Raw genomic sequence first — 17,739 nt, 5'->3', positions numbered from 1 at the left:
GCGTGCGCGCGCCTCTTACCGCTGGAGCTGCGCGGTCCAAACACCTTCGCCGTCCGACGAGGTTGCCGAGACGGTGAACGAGGTGAGGTTCTGCATCGCGGTGGGAATGGCGATGGGGGTGCGCAGGGCGCCGTTCTGACAGACGATGTCCTGCTGTGTCCCCACGGTCGAGCTTCCCGCGACGTAGGTGAGCGCGAACTCGGCGCGCGCGGCGCCGATGCAGCGCAGCTCCACGGCGCGAAACGCCGTCGCGGGGGAGAACTCGAGAGTGATGCCGCGCGCGGCGGAGGCTGTGATCGGGGCGCTCGCGGCCGTGTTCGGGGTCGTGCCCACGATCGCGGTCGACCATGCGGTCCACGCCGCGCGGTCGGCATCCGACGGGCCGGTGCTGCATCCGGCCAGGGTGAGAGCCAGGAGGCAGGCCGCGCCCGTCGCCAGGATCGGACGTGAGCGGGCCGGACGCATGATCAGGAGATCGTGAGCAGCTGGTGGCCGGCAGAGACGGTCGTGCCCGGGTCGGCGTTGATGGCGCCCACGACACCGTCCTTGTGGGCGGGGATGGGCTGCTCCATCTTCATGGCCTCCAGGACGACGACCAGGTCGCCCTTGACCACCGACTGGCCTTCTTCGACGGCGACCTTGACCACGGTGGCCTGCATCGGCGACGTGACCGCGTCGCCGGACGCACCGGCGACCGCCGAGGGCGCGTGCGAGCGGCGCGAGGGCGGCGCCGCCACGGGGCGACCGATCTTGGCCGGGGCCGCCGCGATGCGGTCCGGCAGGCTCACCTCGAGGCGCTTGCCCGACACCTCGACGACAACGGTGTGGCGCGGCTCGGCGCCGGCCGGGGCTTCGGCTTCGCCGTCCCACGGCGCGATGTCGTTGACGAACTCGGTCTCGATCCAGCGCGTGAACACGCCGAAGTGACCGTCTTCCGCGGTGAACGCGGGGTCGCGGACGACCTTGCGGTGGAAGGGCAGCACGGTGGGCATGCCCGCGACCTCGAACTCGTCGAGGGCGCGACGCGAGCGCTCCAGCGCCTCGGCGCGATCGCGGCCGGTGACGATGAGCTTGCCCAGCAGCGAGTCGAACGCGCCGGAGACGCTGTCGCCCGCGGTGACACCGGAGTCCAGGCGGATGCCGGGGCCGCCGAACGTCTTGAACTGGTGGATGCGTCCGGGTTGGGGAAGGAACCCGCGGCCCGGGTCTTCGCCGTTGATGCGGAACTCGATCGAGTGGCCGAGCGGCTCGGGGTCGTCGTAGTCGAGGCTGCCGCCCTCGGCGAGACGGAACTGCTCGCGCACCAGGTCGATGCCGGTGACCTCCTCGGAGACGGGGTGCTCGACCTGCAGGCGGGTGTTCACTTCGAGGAACGAGATCGTGCCGTCGGCGCCGATGAGGAACTCGCACGTGCCCGCCCCGACGTACCCGACCTCGCGGAGGATCGCCTTCGACGATGCGTAGAGCGTCTCCTTCTGCGCGGCGGTCAAAAACGGCGCGGGCGCCTCCTCGACGAGCTTCTGATGGCGTCGCTGCAGCGAGCAGTCGCGCGTCGACACGACGACGACGTTGCCCTCGGCATCCGCGAGGCACTGCGTCTCGACGTGGCGCGGCTTGTCGAGGTACTTCTCCACGAAGCATTCGCCGCGGCCGAAGGCCGCGACCGCCTCGCGGGTGGCCGACTCGAACAGCTCGGCGACCTCGTCGAGCTCGCGGGCGACCTTGAGACCGCGTCCGCCGCCGCCGTAGGCGGCCTTGATCGCGATGGGAAGGCCCACCTGCTCGGCGAAGGCGACGACCTCATCGGCCCCGGCGACTGGCCCCGGGGTGCCCGGGGCCAGGGGAGCGCCCACCTTCTCGGCGACGTGGCGGGCCGTGACCTTGTCGCCCAGAGCCTCGATCGCCTCGGGTGACGGGCCGATCCAGATCATGCCGGCGGCGGTGACGGCGCGAGCGAATTCCGCATTCTCCGCGAGAAAGCCGTAGCCGGGGTGCACCGCGTCGGCGCCGGAGCGGCGGGCGACCGAGAGGATCTTCTCGATCGACAGGTAGGTGTCGGCGCTCGTGGCGCCCTCGAGCGCGTACGCCTCGTCGGCGAGCTTGGCGTGCATGGCGTCGCGGTCCTGGTCGGCGTAGACCGCCACCGATGCCTTCCCCGAGTCGCGGGCGGCGCGGATCACTCGGACCGCGATCTCTCCGCGGTTCGCGACGAGCACTTTCGTGATCTGCGGGCGCGGGGACGTCAGGTCCAGTGAGCGTGGCATGGATGCCAGCCTACCCACGGGAGAGCATGCTCCTTTGGATCAACCGCACAAGATCGTCGGCGATTCGTGTGTGAGAGCCTACGAAGACGCGCCGTCGTCCGGCGCGCTGCCCGATCGGGAGGGGGCCGACCTCCACAGATCGGTCCAGGCGATGCCGAGCGCGTTGCACAGGCGGCGCACCGTCGACAGCGACATGCCCACCACCGTGGACGGATCGCCGTCGACGCGCTCGATGAAGGGCCCGCCCAGGCTGTCCACCGTGAACGCTCCGGCCACCTGCAACGGCTCGCCGGTCGCGACATACGCGGCGATCTCGGCATCCGAGATGTCCGAGACGAACGTGACCGCGGCGGCGGCCACGGCGTGCTCTTCGCGCGCCGGCTGTCCGGGGCGGACCCGGATGACGCTGTGGCCCGAATGCAGCACGCCCGTCTTGCCTCGCATCTGCTCCCACCGCGCCACGGCAATCTCGGGTCGCAGCGGCTTGCCGAGCACCTGACCGTCGATCTCGAACATGGAGTCGCCGCCGACGACGACTCCGTCGAAGTCGGGCAGATCGCGCACGAGGGAGACCGCGACGTCGGCGGCTTTGCGTCGCGCGAGCAGCAGAACGTGCTCGTCAGGAGGCAGGATGCGCGCCTCCCGCTCCTGCACCTCGTCGATGACGGCCTCCTCGTCGACGTCAGGCGCACGCAGCAGCGGCTCGATGCCCGCCTGGCGCATGAGCATGAGGCGGGCGGGCGAAGTGGAGGCGAGGCACACGCGCATGCCGTCCAGCGTACGGTCCGTCGCGTGCGGGGTCGGCGATCCGTGACAGCATCGAAGGATGAACCCCGGAGACCTCCTCGACCTCGACATCACCGATGTGGCCCATGGTGGCGTGTTCATCGCACGTCATGAGGGGCGGGTCGTGTTCGTCTCCGATGCGGTTCCCGGGGAACGCGTCCGGGTGCGGCTGACCGAGACCGCGAAGTCGTCGTTCTGGCGCGGCGCCGTCGTCGAGGTGCTCGATGCCTCGCCGCATCGGCGTTCGCACGTCTGGGCGGCCGCCGATGTCCAGATCGACCCCGATCGGCGCCCCGGCGGGGCGGACTTCGGCCATATCGCGCTGGCGTACCAGCGCGAGCTGAAGCTCCAGGTGCTGCGTGACGCCCTCGAGCGCTTCGGCGGTCTCGAGCTCCCGTCGGTGGCCATTCGCGGTGCGCGTCCTCTCCTCTCGGAGCAGGGAGAGGTCGTCGCCGAGGAGTCCGCCGACGCGACCGGTTGGCGAACACGCGTGAGCCTCCACGTCGACGGCGACGGTCGGGTCGGCCCGTACGCGGCCCGCAGCCACCGCGTGATCGAGGTGGAGGAGCTGCCTCTCGCTACGGCCGAGATCCAGCGCGCGGCGCGTGCGCTGTCGGCTCCCTCAGGCCGGGTCGATCTCGTCCAGCCCGCCGACGGCCGTGTGCGCATCGTGCCCCGCCCCGAGGCCTCGACCCCCGTGCGGGCCGGATCGGGCCGCCGTGGCGGCGGTCCGCGGCGCGGCACGCCGCCACGTGCGGGAGGGGATGCCGCGGCGCACGAGATCATCACCGAGGACGTGGACGGGCGTTCGTTCCGGCTCGACGCGGGTGGGTTCTGGCAGGTGCACCGCCTCGCCGCGCACACCCTGACCCGCACCGTGGCCGATCTGCTCGCCGACGCCGACGGCGTCGATCCCGAGGCTCAGCACCTCGACCTGTACGGCGGTGTCGGCCTGTTCGCCGCGACCCTCGGCACCCTCGGGGGCCCCGCCACCCGCATCACCACGGTCGAATCCGACCCGCGGGCGACCGAGCATGCGGGGGAGAACCTCGCCGACTGGGTGGGAGCGCGCGCCGAGACCGCCCGCGCCGATCGGTTCCTCGCGCGGTTGCACGCCCAGGCGAGCGCGGCGGAGCGCGGGCGCCTCGGTCGCGGCGTCACGCTGCTCGACCCACCGCGCGCCGGCGCGGGGCGGGAGGTCGTCGACGCGGTCGCGGCGCTCGCACCGGCATCCGTCGTCTATGTGGCGTGCGATCCGGTGGCGCTGGCCCGGGATGTCGGAGCGTTCCGGGAACGCGGGTATGGCGTCCGCCGCATCGAGGCTTTCGACCTGTTTCCGCACTCGCACCACGTGGAAGCCGTGGCGCTCCTGCAGCGCGAACCGTGACGCCGGGGGCCGCCCGAACCTCACTCCTTCGTCGGATGTGGGCCTTCGAGTGGCCTCGTTAGGCTGAAGACATGACCCGCGTCGCCCTCATCGATGACCACGAGTCCGTGCGCCTCGGGCTCGAGGCGGCGTGCGCGCGTGCCATGACCAAAGAGGTCGTCTTCTCCGGCAGCAGCGTGCGGGCCTACCTCGAGTGGCGCCAGCGGTCGGGCTCGGCTCCCGTCGACATCGTCGTCCTCGACCTCACGCTCGGCGACGGCACCACCGTCACCGAGAACGTGACCAGCATCATCGCCGACGGCTCGCCGGTGCTCATCCACAGTGTCGCCGATCGCCCCGCCGCCGTCCGCGAGGCTCTGGCGGCCGGAGCGGCCGGTGTGATCAGCAAGGCCTCGCGCATCGACGACGTCATCGCCGCCATCCGCACGGTGGCGCGCGGCGAAGCCCTGGACAACGTCGAATGGGCCAGTGCCGTCGACGGCGACCGTGCTTTCGCCGATGCACAGCTGTCCAACCGCGAGCGCGACGTGCTGCGACTGTATGCCGCCGGCCTGCCGTTGAAGGCGGTCGCCGACCGGCTCGGCATCGCCTATTCCACGGCGAAGGAGAACATCACGCGCGTGCGCACGAAGTACGTCGAGGTCGGTCGTCCCGCCCCCACGAAGGTCGATCTGCTCCGCCGTGCGATGGAGGACGGTCTCATGCCCGGCCACGCCGGAGCGACCCGCGGTGACGACTGAGCCCCTGCCGATCGCCGTCGACCCGGCGGTTCGCCGTCCCCTGGGCGACATCGCCGCGGGTGCGGAGCGGTTCACGCAGGCGCGGGTCGAGCGGATCATCCGCACGGTCGTCGCCCTGGGGTGCGCGGTGCTGGGCACGCAGGCCTTCCTCAACGCGCTGGGCTCGCGCCAGGAGGCGCCGCCGACGCATCTGCCGCTTCTGCTGGCCGTCTTCATCCCGCTCGCGATGATGGTCGCGGCATCCGTCGCCGGCGTGGGGGTGCGCACGGTCGCCGGGATCTTCGCGGTCGTCTTCCCGATCGTCCTGCTCTGCTGGCCCCTCGTCACCTACGCTCGTGCGGATGCCGCGGACGGTGCGCCCTGGATCTGGTATCTGCTCAACGTGGGCACCTCCGCGGCGGTGCTCGCCTTCGGCCTTCCGCTGCAGATCGCGTGGGCGGCCCTGATCCCGATCCTGTATGCGATCTCCCGGCTGGCCCAGCTCGGCGGGCCGTCCTCTGACGCCGTCGACGTCGCACGCGACACGGTGTTCGCCGCGATCCTGGCAGCCGTGGTGATCACCCTGGGACGTCTGCTGCGTGGCGTGGCGGTGGGTATCGATCAGGCGCGCAGCGACGCTGTCGCCTCCTACGCCGTCGCCGCCGCCAACAACGCCGCCGAGACCGAGCGGGTCGCTGTCGCCGCGCTCATGCACGACAGCGTGCTGGCGGCGTTGATCGCGGCCGAGCGAGCGCGCACCCCGCGGGAGGAAGCACTGGCGACCGCGATGGCGCGCGAGGCGCTGACCCGGCTCGCCAACACCGATCAGGACGCCGGGGAGGGGCCCGACGAGCCGGTCGCTGTGACGGCGATCGCCGCAGCCCTCGAGAGAGTCGTCGCCGATCTGGACGCGAATGCGGCTGTCGCGGCCGATATCGATGCGGCTGCCCCGACCGTTCCGGGGCGCGTCGCGCGCGCCGTCGTGCTCGCCGCCACTCAGGCGGTGTCCAACGCCATCGTCCACGCGCACGGCGAAGGCCTGCGCGTGGGGTTACGGGCCGACAGGCAGCGTCTGCGGGTTCAGGTGATCGATCGGGGCCCCGGCTTCGATCCAGCGGGCATCCCCGATGATCGTCTGGGCATCCGCGGTTCGATCGTCGCGCGCGTGGCGGCTGTGGGCGGCCGTGCGCGCGTGCGGACGGGGACGGGTGGGACGCTCGTGGTGCTCGACTGGGAGTTCCCCCGATGAATTTCCGCGTGCATGCCACCCTGTCGGCGTTGGCGATCGCGTTCACGACCTATCTCGCGATCGGCGGTCTCGTCTGGACGGCCGCGGCGCAGATGCCGCTGGTCGTGGTCAGCGCGGGGGCGTTGTATCTGGCGACGACGTGGATCTGCGTCTTCTGGAGCTCCGGCGCCCTGCCGACGCGGCGCGATCCCATCACCGGCGACCTCGGGCGCAGTCCGGTACTGCCCGCCGGGGCCGCGGTGCTCGCGCTCGCCGCGGCGGTGCTGGTGCCCAACGCGACGTGGCTCGCCGTCGAACCCGAGGCGCGTGGCGCGGATGCCGGCACCTGGAGCCTGGGAGCCATCGGTGCGCTGCTGACGATCGTGATGGTGCGCCGCCGCCCGTGGGTCGCGTGGAGCGGGGTCGTCATCCTCGCCGCTGAAGCGGCCTTCTGGATCGGCCCGGCCGCCGCGCTGGCGCTCGGTGTGGTCGGCGCGGTGCTCTGGGTGGGGGTGGCTCAGTTGCTGACGTGGCTCGTCGATCGGGCCGCGCGCGACACCGCGGAGCTCGCCGCGCTCCAGCGAGCCGCGTCGGAGTGGCTCGCAAGCCAAGAGGGTATCCGGCGCGAACGTCGCACGCAGGTGCAGCGTGCCCTCGCCCTGGCCGGGCCGGTGCTCACCCGCACGATCGAGGCGTCGGGGAGGCTGAGCGAGGGCGAGCGTCACGCGGCGCGCATCGCCGAGGAGGCGCTGCGCGACGAACTGCGCGGCTCGGCTCTGCTCGACGCGGATGTGCGTGCGGCGCTCGCGGCGGCGCGGGAACGCGGGACGACGGTGTCCGTGCTCGACGAAGGGGGCCTCGACGGCCTCTCGCCGGCGGAGCGGGCGGCGGTTCGATCGCGGCTGGCGGCTGTCCTGGCGGAGGCTGACTCCGACCGCGTCTACGTGCGAGCCGCCACCCACGACGACGTCGCCGTCACCGTCGTCGGTCGCTCGGCGGCCGACGATGACGGCGAGGACGAGGTCGATCTGTGGAGCGAGATTCCGCGACGGCCATGAATGCGCGCGGGCGGAAGATCCGCCCCGGCCGTGGGACGAGACCGTTGGAAGAAGAGGAGGCGAGGGGCGGCGAAGCCGCCCGCCCCTCGCCATGCGAGTGGTTACCCGAAAACCGACTCGCGAAGGGCCGACCCACTCATGAAGCAGATCGGCCGAACGCAGAAGCGTTCCAGCGATATCGATTCTTCCCGGTGGAAGAAGCTGTGTCTGTAGGTATTTTGGGGGACAAGCGACCGACCGTGGCTCAGCCCGCGAATCGTCCCCAGGCGACATCGCGACGCAGGGGTGCCCGGAGGCCGCGCGCCGAGACCTCCCAGGCCGACCGCAGCGGTGCGTCTTCGACGACCGCATCCGCGGCCTCGCGCTCGTAGGCCTCCGTGACGACGGCGATGACGGCGGCGAGCTCCTCCGCGGTGGGGTTTCCGCGACGGATGTCGATGTGCACGGCATCCGCGCCGGGCGGATCCGCCTCCGGCGCGGGCATCGCGGGCGTGCTCATAGCGGGATGTTACCGTGCTTCTTCGCGGGCAGGCTGGCCCGCTTCCCGCGCAGGGAGCGGAGCGCCTTCGCGACCGCGACGCGGGTCTGCGCGGGCTCGATGATGCCATCGAGCTCACCGCGCTCGGCCGCCAGGAAGGGTGACGCGACGTTGTAGGTGTACTCGTTCGCGAGGCGCTGGCGCACGGCGGCGACGTCTTCGCCGGCCTCCTCGGCCTTGCGGATCTCGCCGCGGTAGAGGATGTTGACGGCGCCCTGTCCACCCATGACGGCGATCTCGGCCGTGGGCCACGCGAGGTTGACGTCGGCGCCCAGCTGCTTGGAGCCCATGACGATGTACGCGCCGCCGTAGGCCTTGCGCAGGATCACGGTCACCAGCGGCACCGTCGCCTCGGCGTACGCGTACAGCAGCTTCGCGCCGCGGCGGATGACGCCCGTCCACTCCTGGTCGGTGCCGGGCAGGTAGCCGGGCACGTCGACGAGCGTGAGGATCGGGATCGAGAATGCGTCGCAGAAGCGGACGAAACGGCTCGCCTTCTCGCCGGCTTCGATGTTGAGGGTACCGGCCATCTGCGACGGCTGGTTGGCGATGATGCCGACGGTGCGGCCCTCCACGCGGCCCAGGCCGATGACGATGTTCGGGGCGAACAGGGGCTGCACCTCGAGGAAGTCGCCGTCGTCGACGATGTGCGAGATCACCTGGTGGATGTCGTAGGGCTGGTTCGGGGAGTCGGGGATGACCGTGTTGAGCACGCGATCGGCATCCGTCGTCTCCCACTCGAACCCGTTCTCGTAGACCGGGATCTCGGCCATGTTGTTGTCGGGGAGGTACCCGACCATGGTGCGGACGTAGTCGATCGCGTCGTCCTCGTCTTCGGCGAGGTAGTGCGCCACGCCGGAGCGGGTGTTGTGCGTGTACGCGCCGCCGAGCTCCTCCATGCCGACGTCTTCGCCGGTGACGGTCTTGATGACGTCGGGGCCGGTGACGAACATCTGGCTCGTCTTGTCCACCATGACGACGAAGTCGGTGAGGGCGGGGGAGTACACCGCACCGCCCGCGGCGGGGCCCATGATGATCGAGATCTGGGGGATGACGCCGGATGCCGCGGTGTTCAGGCGGAAGATCTCGCCGTACTTGCCGAGGGCCACGACGCCTTCTTGAATGCGGGCGCCGCCCGAGTCGAGGATGCCGATGATCGGCATGCCGGCGCGGAGGGCGAACTCCATGACCTTGATGATCTTGTCGCCGGCGACCTCGCCGAGCGATCCGCCGAAGGTCGTGAAGTCTTGCGCGTAGACGGCGACGGTGCGGCCGTGGATCGTGCCGACGCCGGTGACGACGGAGTCGCCGTACGGACGGGAGCGGTCCATCCCGAAGGCGCTCGTGCGGTGGCGCACGTACTCGTCGAGCTCGACGAACGAGCCCGGATCCACGAGCAGTTCGATCCGCTCGCGGGCGGTCATCTTGCCTTTGGCGTGCTGCTTCTCGCGGGCGACGACCTCGGCGTCGACGACGGCCTCCTGGTAGCGCGCGCGGAGGTCGGCGATCTTGCCGGCGGTCGTGGACAGGTCCGGCTGGTCGGACGAGGCGGACGGCGCGGGCTGGTCGGGCTGCTGTGGCACGCATTCCACCCTAGCGAGCGGGCCGTGCGAGCGGTCGGGGAACATCCACAACGAGAGCGCCGATGCGCTGTGGGTCCTCGTGTGCCGAAGCTCCTCTGAGCGCGGCGCGCCCTGGTTCGGCAGCGTGCCCGGGTTCGGCGGCGTGCCCGGTTCGGCAGTCGCTCGAGCACAGTCCCGCGCGACGACACTGTGCTCAACTGACGGCGCAATCCGCGGGGGAGCTCTCGACGGCCCGCGTGCGCACCGCCCGACCGCGCGCCCGACCGCGCCGCTCGACCGCGCGCTCGGCGTAGGGTGGCGACATGCCGATTCCGTCCGAGGGATTCCCGCTGTCCGCCGCCATCTCACCCCGCGTCCACGTCATCGAGACGGTGGATTCCACGAACGCGAAACTGCTGCGGGATGCCGCGGACGACCCCGACGGGCACCCGCACCTGTCGGTGGTGGTCACGCGCGACCAGCGCGCCGGCCGGGGCCGGCTCGATCGCACCTGGACGACCCCTCCCGGGTCGGCGCTCGCCGTCTCGGTGCTGCTGCGGGTGGGCGCGGTGGCCACGAGCGACCGCGGGTGGATTCCCCTCATCGCAGGAGTGGCGATGGCGGATGCCGTCGCCGCACAGCTCCCGTCGATGCGGGCGGGTCGCGATGTGCAGCTCAAGTGGCCGAACGATGTGCTCGTGCAGGGGCTGAAGATCAGCGGCATCCTCGCCGAGGTGTTGCCGACCGACCCGCACACGGTTGTGCTGGGCGCGGGCGTCAATACGACCATGGCGAAGGTGGATCTCCCGGTGCCGACCGCGACGTCATTCGCCGCGCTCGGGGCGACCGCGGACGAAGACCGGCTGCTCGCCGACTTCCTCACCGGCCTGCGCGACGGCATCGCGCGGCTGGCGGTCGACGGTTCGGCGGCGGTCGCCGATGACGTGGCGGCCCACTGCGCGACGCTCGGTGCAAAGGTCACGGTGTCGCTGCCGGACGGCGCGACGCTGCACGGCACGGCGGTGCGGCTCGACGCCGACGGGCGGCTCGTCGTCTCGGCCGACGGGGTCGAAGCCGTCGTGTCCGCCGGTGACGTGGTGCACGTGCGCTGACCCGCGGGCGCGTTGCCGACGCGGGCACGCCGCGCCCGGCGGGATCCGGCGGTCGTGACCCATCTGCCGCCACAATGGTGGGGTGACCCAGCCGATGGCGTATCCGGGCCGCCCCGCGGCCCCGGCTCCGGGCGCCGCGACGCCCGAGCTGCGCATCGCGCGCGTGCGGCCGCACGCGCGGCGGCTGTTCTGGTCGGCTCTCGTGCTCGTCGCCGTCGCGGCCGCGGTCGGCTTCTTCACCGACAATCTGCCCGAGCCGTTCGAAGACTGGATGCTGTGGGCGGCAGCGGGAGCGGTCGTGCTGCTGCTGGTGCTGCTGCCGTACCTCCGGTGGCTCGGTCACACCTACACCGTCACGACGCGACGGGTGATCGCGCAGTCGGGCCTCTTCGGCCGCCACCGGCGCGAGCTGCTGCACGCCCGCGGGTACACGATCTCCGAGCGTCGCGGGCCGCTGCAGCGGATGTGGGGAGCGGGCACGCTCACCCTGTCGAACGGGGTGGATGAGCCGCTGCGGATGGCGAACATCCCGGCCGTCCGGCTCGTGCACGAAGTGCTCAGCGACCAGGTCGAGGTGAGCCAGATCCTCGCCCACCGCGATTCGCACAGCATCCCGGTCATCGGCGACCCGCCGCCGCTTCCCTGACCCGCGGCGCGGGCCCCGGCATCCGCCTCGCTCGGCTCGGCGACGGCCGGTTGCGACGCTCAGGCGACGAAAGAACACGCTCAGGCGCCGAAAGAACAACTGCCCGCCGAGGGAACGGGTGTTGCCCGTGCTCTCGGCGCGCAGTTGTTCTCTCGCGGGGGATGGCGCGGTATCCCGCCTGTCGACCTGGGAGGATGGACGAGACGAAAGGGAGCACGTATGGCGCTGACACTCGGGATCGTCGGGGGCGGGCAGCTGGCCCGCATGATGATCGCTCCGGCGGTGGAGCTCGGCGTCGACGTGCGCGTGCTCGCCGAGGAGCCCGGCATGGCCGCGGCGCTGGCGGCGACCGCGACCGGCGATTACCGCGACCTCGAGACGGTGCGCGCGTTCGCGCGGGGCGTCGACGTGCTGACCTTCGACCACGAGCACGTGCCGCAGGAGGTGCTGCGCGCCCTGATCGCCGACGGCATCGCGGTCCATCCGGGGCCGGACGCCCTGCAGTTCGCACAGGACAAGCTGCGCATGCGGGCGCGGCTGGCCGGGCTCGGCATGCCGCAGCCGGAGTGGGCGAGGGTGACGGATGCCGCGGGCCTGCAGTCCTTCCTGGACGAGCACGGCGGGCGGGCTGTCGTGAAGACGCCGCGCGGGGGGTACGACGGCAAGGGCGTGCGCGTCGTCGCAGACCCCGAGGAAGTCGCCGACTGGTTCGACGACGGCGAACTGCTCGCCGAGGAGCTGGTGGACTTCACGCGCGAGCTCGCACAGCAGGTGGCGCGGCGGCCGTCGGGTCAGCTCGTCGCCTATCCGGTCGTCGAGACGGTGCAGCGCGATGGGGTGTGCGCCGAGGTCATCGCGCCCGCACCGCACGGGTCGACGCGGCTGACGGAGGTCGCGGCATCCATCGGCTCCGCCATCGCGGAAGGGCTGGGCGTGACCGGGATGCTGGCGGTGGAGCTGTTCCAGACCACCGATGACCGGCTGCTGGTGAACGAGCTGGCGATGCGTCCGCACAACAGCGGGCACTGGGGGCAGGACGGGGCCGTGACGGGACAGTTCGAGCAGCATGTGCGCGCCGTGCTCGACCTGCCGCTCGGCGATCCTGCGCCACGGCAGCCGTGGTCGGTGATGGTGAACATCTTGGGCGGCCCGGTGGACGGCACGCTCGAGAGCCGGTTCCCTGCCGTTCTCGAGGCCCATCCGGCGGTGAAGGTGCACACGTACGGCAAGGCGCCCCGGCCGGGTCGCAAGGTCGGGCACGTCAACGCCGTCGGCGACGATCTCGACGCCGTCGTCTACGAGGCCCGCGCCGCCGCGGCCTTCTTCGCCGACTGACCCCCGCACCGCGGTCGTTGAGCGAGGGAGCGCCAGCGACCGAGACGAAACGCCGCAACCCGCCCCGGTCCGCTGATGCCGTTTCGTCTCGCTCGTTCCTCGCTCGCTCAACGACCGGTGTGTCCCGCGCCCGCTGGTCGTTGAGCGAGGGAGCGCCAGCGACCGAGACGAAACGGCGTGACCCGCCCCGCGCCGCGCGCCGCTCCGGCGATCTTCCAGCCTGCCGCCCTAACCTTGTCGGGTGACACGGCCCCTGCATTCCTCGGCATCCCCCCTCGTCGGCGTCGTCATGGGATCGGATTCCGACTGGCGCGTCATGAGTGACGCGTCGCAGGTGCTCAGCGAGTTCACGATCGCGCACGAGGTCGAGGTCGTCTCGGCGCACCGCACCCCCGACAAGCTGCTGCGCTACGGGCGTGAGGCGCGTGAGCGGGGGCTGAAGATCATCATCGCCGGAGCCGGCGGCGCCGCGCATCTGCCGGGCATGCTGGCGTCGGTGACGGCCTTGCCAGTGATCGGCGTTCCGGTGCAGCTCGCGACGCTCGACGGGCTCGATTCGCTGCTGAGCATCGTCCAGATGCCCGCCGGCATCCCGGTGGCGACCGTCTCGATCAACGGCGCGAAGAACGCGGGGCTGCTGGCGGCGCGCATTCTCGGCGCCGCCGACGACCGCCTCGCCGACCGTGTCGAGCAGTATGCCCGCGCGCTCGAGGAGCAGGTCGAGGAGAAGAACCGCCGGCTGAAGGACTCGCTGTGAGCGTGTCGGCTCCGCCTCGTCCGCCGGCATCGCCGCGGGGCACCTCGGCCGGGGTGATCCTGGGCGAGCAGCCCATCCGCCGACCCGACACCCGGTCACCGCAGGTGATGACGCGGCGGGCGTGGTGGCTCGTGGCGATGAACTTCCTCGTGCCCGGTTCCGTGCAGGTGCTGGCCGGCAACCGGCGGCTCGGCCGGGTCGGGCTCGCCGCGACCCTCGTGATGTGGGTGCTGGTCGTGCTGACGCTCGTCGCGGCGCTGGTGTGGCCGACGCTGATCGTCGACCTGGGCGTCAACGGGTTCGTCCTGCTCGTGGTGCAGCTCGTGCTGCTGGCGTACGCCGTGCTGTGGGTCGTGCTGACCGTCGACACGCTGCGGCTCGTGCGGCTGGTGAAGACACGGCCGGGGGCGCGTCCGCTTGTCGCGGTGACGGCGATCCTGGGGCTCGTCCTCGGGTCGGGCGGCGCTGTCTACGCCGCGCAGCAGCTTCTCGCGCCCGCGCGGGAGGCCCTGGCATCCATCTTCACGAACAACGCGCCGCCGGTGCCGCCGTCCAACGGGTACTACAACATCCTGCTGCTGGGGGCCGACAGTGGCCTTGGGCGCGATTCGATGCGGTTCGACAGCATCTCCGTGGTGTCGGTGAATGCCGATACCGGGGCGGTGCACATCACCGGCATCCCGCGCGATCTCGCGCACGTGCCGTTCTCGGCGGGGCCGATGCAGGATCTGTATCCCGACGGGCTCGAGGGGCACATCTCGCAGACGTGTGGCTGGGGTCCCGGGATCAATCAGCTGATGAACGCGGTGGAGGTCTGTCGCGAGGATCGTGGCGCGGGTCTGTATCCGGATGCCGCGGCGAACAGTTCCACGCCGGCGATCGAGGCGACGAAGGATGCCGCGGAGGGAATCCTCGGGATCGAGATTCCGTACTATGCCTTCGTCGACATGAAGGGGTTCGCCGACATCGTCGACGCGCTCGGCGGGGTGGACATCACGGTTCAGGAACGGCTGCCGAAGGGCGGCGGTCCCGCGTATGACGGACAGAGCGCCGAGGATTGGGCGATCGGCTGGATCGAGGCCGGGCCGCAGCACATGGACGGCGACACGGCGCAGTGGTATGCGCGGTCGCGATACACGACGAGCGACGCCGACCGAATGCGGCGGCAGCGCGAACTGCAGCAGGCGATTCTCGCGCAAGCGAACCCGGCGAACGTGCTGACGCGCTTCCAGGAGGTCGCGGCGGCGGGGGAGGACCTCGTGCAGACGGACATTCCGTCGTCGCTGCTGGGCTTCTTCGTGAACTTGGCCGTGAAGGCGAAGGACCAGCCCGTGCAGACGCTGGAACTCACGCTCGATGGCGCGGGGATCGACACCGACAACCCGACGCCCGAAGCGTACGCGCACGTGCGGGAGCTCATCCAGCAGGCACTGTATCCGCCGTCGCCGACACCCACGCCGGAGGGCTGAGCGGTGTCGGCGGTGCTGCGGGTCGTGCTGGATCAGGTCGTTTCCCCGACGGATGCCGATCTGGCGATGGCATCGCGGGAGCTTGCGCGGGCGCTCGTGGCGTCGGCGCCGAGCGGGTGCGAGGTCGCGGCGATCGTGCCGTCGGGCGCGGATGTCGCCGGGACGGTGGAGGGCGCGGTGCCGGGGTTGGCGTCGCTGGCGCGGATGCCGCTCGCGCGGCGGGAGCTGGCGGCGTCGTGGCAGCTGGGCGTCGCTCCGGGGGTCGGCGGGGGCATGATCCATTCGCCGACGCTGCTGGCGCCGCTCGTCAAGCACGATCGGGTGCACGATCACGATCAGACCGTCGTGACGCTGTGGGATCTGGATGCGTGGGAGCGGCCGGGCGAGCTGCATCGGGCCGCGGTGACGTGGCACAAGGCGATGCTCAAGCGGGCGGTCAAGCACGCCGATGCCGTCGTCGTGCCGACGCATGCGGCGGCGTCGCGGCTGGCGGAGCTGGGTGCGTTCGGCGACCGGATCCGCGTGATCTCGGGGGCGGCGCCGGCAGGGTTCCGAGTGCCGACCGACGAGGTGGGGCGCCGGCGGGCGCTGACCGTGCCGGATGGGTGCGTCGTGATGTCCGGGTCGTCGGCGCCGTCGGCGGGACTTGCGGCGGGATTCGCGGCGATCGCGGCGGCGGGCACGGATCTGCCGGTCGTCGTGCTGGACGCGCCCGAGGGGGACGAGCCGGCGGTGCTCGACCTGGCCGCCGCGGCGGGCGTCGCACAGCAGCGGGTGCACGTGCGCGGTGCGCTGGAGGATGCCGATCGGGCAGCGGTGCTGGGTGCCGCTGTCGCGCTGGTCGCGCCTTCGGAGCTGACGGCGTTCCCGTGGCGGGTGGTGGAGGCGCTCGCCGTCGGCGTGCCCGTGGTGGCAGCGGAGTCGGAATCGCACCGCGAGGTCGTGCTCGACGGGGGAGTGGTCGGCGACATCGCGCCAGGGCTGGCAGAGGTGCTCGGGTCGACCGCGGCCGTCGAGCGCTACGCCGTGCTGGCCGGAGACCGGGGCCGCGCGTTCTCGTGGCTGGGCGCCGCGGAGCGCGTCTGGCAGCTGCACGCGGACCTCTGAGGCTGCCGGGATCGGCGTGTCTTTGGCGTGTCGGGGACGGTGCGCCCTGTATATCGAGTGACCTTCAGCCACAATGGTCACGTGCGTACCCGAAGCCGATCCCCCCGTCGCGCGCTCCGGCCGGCATCCCGCGCAGGATGGAGCGCCGTCGTCGCGACGTTCGCTCTGGTCCTGTCGTTGCTGGCTGCGTCGCCCTCGAGCGCCTCGGCGACGAGCCCCGCAGACCTCACCGCATCGACGATCGCCGACTCGGCGACTGTTGACGCGGGCATTGTGAAGGCAGCGGCCGTCGTCGGCTTCAACCCCGAGAACATCATCTCCGACGCGCTCTTCTACGACGGCAATGCGATGTCGTCCGCCGAGATTCAGGCGTTCCTGGATAGCAAGATCGGGGCGTGCCGCAACGGCAAATGCCTGAACGTGCTGACGGCAGGGATCTCGTCACGCGACGCCGTGTACTCGCAGACGACCGGAAACCTCATCTGTTCCGCCATCCAGGGCGGATCGATGAAGGTGTCGGAGCTGATCTACCGCGTGCAGGCGGCGTGCGGTATCTCCGCCAAGGTCATCCTCGTGACACTGCAGAAGGAACAGGGGCTGACGACGAGCAAGGAACCGTCGGACTGGAACCTGAAGGCCGCCATGGGCGCATCCTGCCCCGACACCGCTCCCTGCGACCCCGCCTTTGCGGGAGTTGGTCCGCAGATCCTCAAGGGCACGCAGCAACTGAAGACGTACAAGGCTGCGAAGTTCGCGAAGCAGCCCGGCGTCAACTGGATCGGGTACAACCCCAACACCGCCTGCGGTGGTACGAACCTGAACATCCAGAACTACGCGACGGCGGCCCTCTACAACTACACGCCCTACCAGCCCAATGCGGCGGCCCTCGCGGCCGGCTATGGACTGGGCGATGGATGCTCCAGCTACGGCAACCGCAACTTCTACCAGTACTTCGCGGACTGGTTCGGGTTCGCCGAGCAGCCGGTCGTCGCGGGAGCTATCAAGGCCCGCTATGACGCGATAGGTGGAAGGTTGAGCTACCTTGGTCTGCCCACCGCCAATGAAGAATGCGGTCTCGCTCGTGGCGGGTGCTACCAACCATTCGCCGGGGGATACATCTTCATCTCCCCTGCGGGCGGGGTCTTCGACGTCTCCCAGGCGATTCGCGCCGGGTGGGGGCCATCCTTCGAGTGGGGTCCGCACGGTTACCCCACGGGTAACACGACCTGCGGGCTAACGAAGGGTGGGTGCTACCAAGTCTTTGAGAATGCAGTGATCTATAGCTCAGCGATGGGCTCGTACGCCGTGGAGTCTCTAATGCAAAGGGCATACTCGGCCGCAGAAGCCGAATGGGGAAGCCTTGGGTACCCGGTTGCAGCCATCCAGTGTGGGCTTTCCCGGGGCGGGTGTTATCAGGCGTTCGAGGGTGGACAGATATTCCGGAACCCCGCGGGCTACGCGTTCGCGGTCCTTTCGGACATCCGTGGAGCGTGGGCCCCCGACTTCGAATGGGGAGCGCTCGGGTACCCCGTCGGTGTGCGGGAATGTGGCTTGACCGATGGCGGCTGCTACCAGGCGTTTGAGGGCGGGCTCATCTTTAGCGCACCGCGTTCCGGAGCACACGCTCTGACTACCGACTTTGCGGCGGCGTATTCTGCCGTCAACGCTGAGTATGGCGTGCTCGGCTATCCCACGACCGATCGTGTCTGTGGGTTGGCTGGTGGCGGCTGTTATCAGGCGTTCCAGGGCGGGTACATCTACTCGTCGTCGG

16 protein-coding genes are annotated in these 17,739 nt (G+C 70.9%); 11 read left to right on the top strand and 5 right to left on the bottom strand.

The window, feature by feature from the left end; translation table 11 throughout:
• Positions 1-15: 15 nt before the first annotated feature.
• The 3 genes from AS96_RS00505 to AS96_RS00495 form a co-directional block, all read right to left on the bottom strand.
• The gene (locus AS96_RS00505; protein WP_036284456.1) at positions 16-465 is read right to left on the bottom strand and encodes a hypothetical protein; all 450 of its coding nucleotides are present in this window, start codon (positions 463-465) and stop codon (positions 16-18) included.
• Between the two features lie 2 nt (positions 466-467).
• A complete protein-coding gene (locus tag AS96_RS00500) occupies positions 468-2,264 on the bottom strand; it encodes an acetyl/propionyl/methylcrotonyl-CoA carboxylase subunit alpha (RefSeq protein ID WP_036284454.1) in 1,797 nt (598 codons plus the stop codon).
• Between the two features lie 78 nt (positions 2,265-2,342).
• Positions 2,343-3,032, bottom strand: a complete 690-nt coding sequence (locus AS96_RS00495) for a Maf family protein (RefSeq protein WP_005048178.1) — start codon at positions 3,030-3,032, stop codon at positions 2,343-2,345.
• A gap of 58 nt (positions 3,033-3,090) precedes the next feature.
• On the opposite strand from AS96_RS00495, the gene AS96_RS00490 reads away from it, so the two are divergent.
• The 4 genes from AS96_RS00490 to AS96_RS00475 all read left to right on the top strand — a co-directional run bounded on the left by AS96_RS00490 (position 3,091) and on the right by AS96_RS00475 (position 7,442).
• Positions 3,091-4,437: a class I SAM-dependent RNA methyltransferase gene (locus tag AS96_RS00490; RefSeq protein WP_036284453.1), complete on the top strand. Its 1,347-nt coding sequence runs from the start codon at positions 3,091-3,093 to the stop codon at positions 4,435-4,437.
• A 71-nt stretch (positions 4,438-4,508) separates the two neighbouring features.
• Positions 4,509-5,177 (top strand): response regulator transcription factor, encoded by a 669-nt coding sequence (locus AS96_RS00485; RefSeq protein ID WP_036284450.1) that lies wholly within the window; start codon positions 4,509-4,511, stop codon positions 5,175-5,177.
• A complete protein-coding gene (locus tag AS96_RS00480; protein ID WP_036284447.1) occupies positions 5,167-6,405 on the top strand; it encodes a sensor histidine kinase in 1,239 nt (412 codons plus the stop codon). The genes AS96_RS00485 and AS96_RS00480 overlap by 11 nt, the downstream gene beginning before the upstream one ends.
• Positions 6,406-6,413: 8 nt before the next feature.
• On the top strand, positions 6,414-7,442 hold the full coding sequence (locus tag AS96_RS00475) for a hypothetical protein (protein WP_231477023.1): 1,029 nt from the start codon (positions 6,414-6,416) through the stop codon (positions 7,440-7,442).
• Positions 7,443-7,686: 244 nt separating this feature from the next.
• Here AS96_RS00475 and AS96_RS00470 read toward each other — a convergent pair whose 3' ends face one another.
• Together AS96_RS00470 and AS96_RS00465 are read right to left on the bottom strand one after the other, a co-directional pair.
• Positions 7,687-7,926, bottom strand: coding sequence for an acyl-CoA carboxylase subunit epsilon (locus AS96_RS00470; protein WP_016463398.1), 240 nt, complete (start codon positions 7,924-7,926; stop codon positions 7,687-7,689).
• Positions 7,927-7,937: 11 nt separating this feature from the next.
• Positions 7,938-9,608: an acyl-CoA carboxylase subunit beta gene (locus tag AS96_RS00465; protein ID WP_442921697.1), complete on the bottom strand. Its 1,671-nt coding sequence runs from the start codon at positions 9,606-9,608 to the stop codon at positions 7,938-7,940.
• A 257-nt stretch (positions 9,609-9,865) separates the two neighbouring features.
• Here AS96_RS00465 and AS96_RS00460 point away from each other — a divergent pair, with 257 nt between their 5' ends.
• From AS96_RS00460 to AS96_RS14620, 7 genes are all read left to right on the top strand, one after another.
• Positions 9,866-10,654 (top strand): biotin--[acetyl-CoA-carboxylase] ligase, encoded by a 789-nt coding sequence (locus AS96_RS00460; RefSeq protein WP_036284444.1) that lies wholly within the window; start codon positions 9,866-9,868, stop codon positions 10,652-10,654.
• Positions 10,655-10,736: 82 nt separating this feature from the next.
• Positions 10,737-11,300, top strand: coding sequence for a PH domain-containing protein (locus tag AS96_RS00455; protein WP_036284441.1), 564 nt, complete (start codon positions 10,737-10,739; stop codon positions 11,298-11,300).
• 219 nt (positions 11,301-11,519) lie between these two features.
• Positions 11,520-12,635, top strand: coding sequence for a 5-(carboxyamino)imidazole ribonucleotide synthase (locus tag AS96_RS00450; RefSeq protein ID WP_036284438.1), 1,116 nt, complete (start codon positions 11,520-11,522; stop codon positions 12,633-12,635).
• Positions 12,636-12,924: 289 nt separating this feature from the next.
• A complete protein-coding gene (gene purE / locus AS96_RS00445) occupies positions 12,925-13,392 on the top strand; it encodes a 5-(carboxyamino)imidazole ribonucleotide mutase (protein WP_036284435.1) in 468 nt (155 codons plus the stop codon).
• Positions 13,389-14,861, top strand: a complete 1,473-nt coding sequence (locus AS96_RS00440) for an LCP family protein (RefSeq protein ID WP_036284432.1) — start codon at positions 13,389-13,391, stop codon at positions 14,859-14,861. The genes purE and AS96_RS00440 overlap by 4 nt, the downstream gene beginning before the upstream one ends.
• Before the next feature lie 3 nt (positions 14,862-14,864).
• Positions 14,865-15,968 (top strand): glycosyltransferase, encoded by a 1,104-nt coding sequence (locus AS96_RS00435; RefSeq protein WP_036284429.1) that lies wholly within the window; start codon positions 14,865-14,867, stop codon positions 15,966-15,968.
• Positions 15,969-16,025: 57 nt separating this feature from the next.
• A partial coding sequence (locus tag AS96_RS14620; protein WP_442921696.1) for an LGFP repeat-containing protein occupies positions 16,026-17,739 on the top strand: 1,714 nt, incomplete at its 3' end.

It is taken from the genome of Microbacterium sp. MRS-1, from assembly GCF_000585455.1.
Lineage (GTDB): Bacteria > Actinomycetota > Actinomycetes > Actinomycetales > Microbacteriaceae > Microbacterium > Microbacterium laevaniformans.
This window is presented reverse-complemented; position numbering and strand designations above follow the sequence as displayed.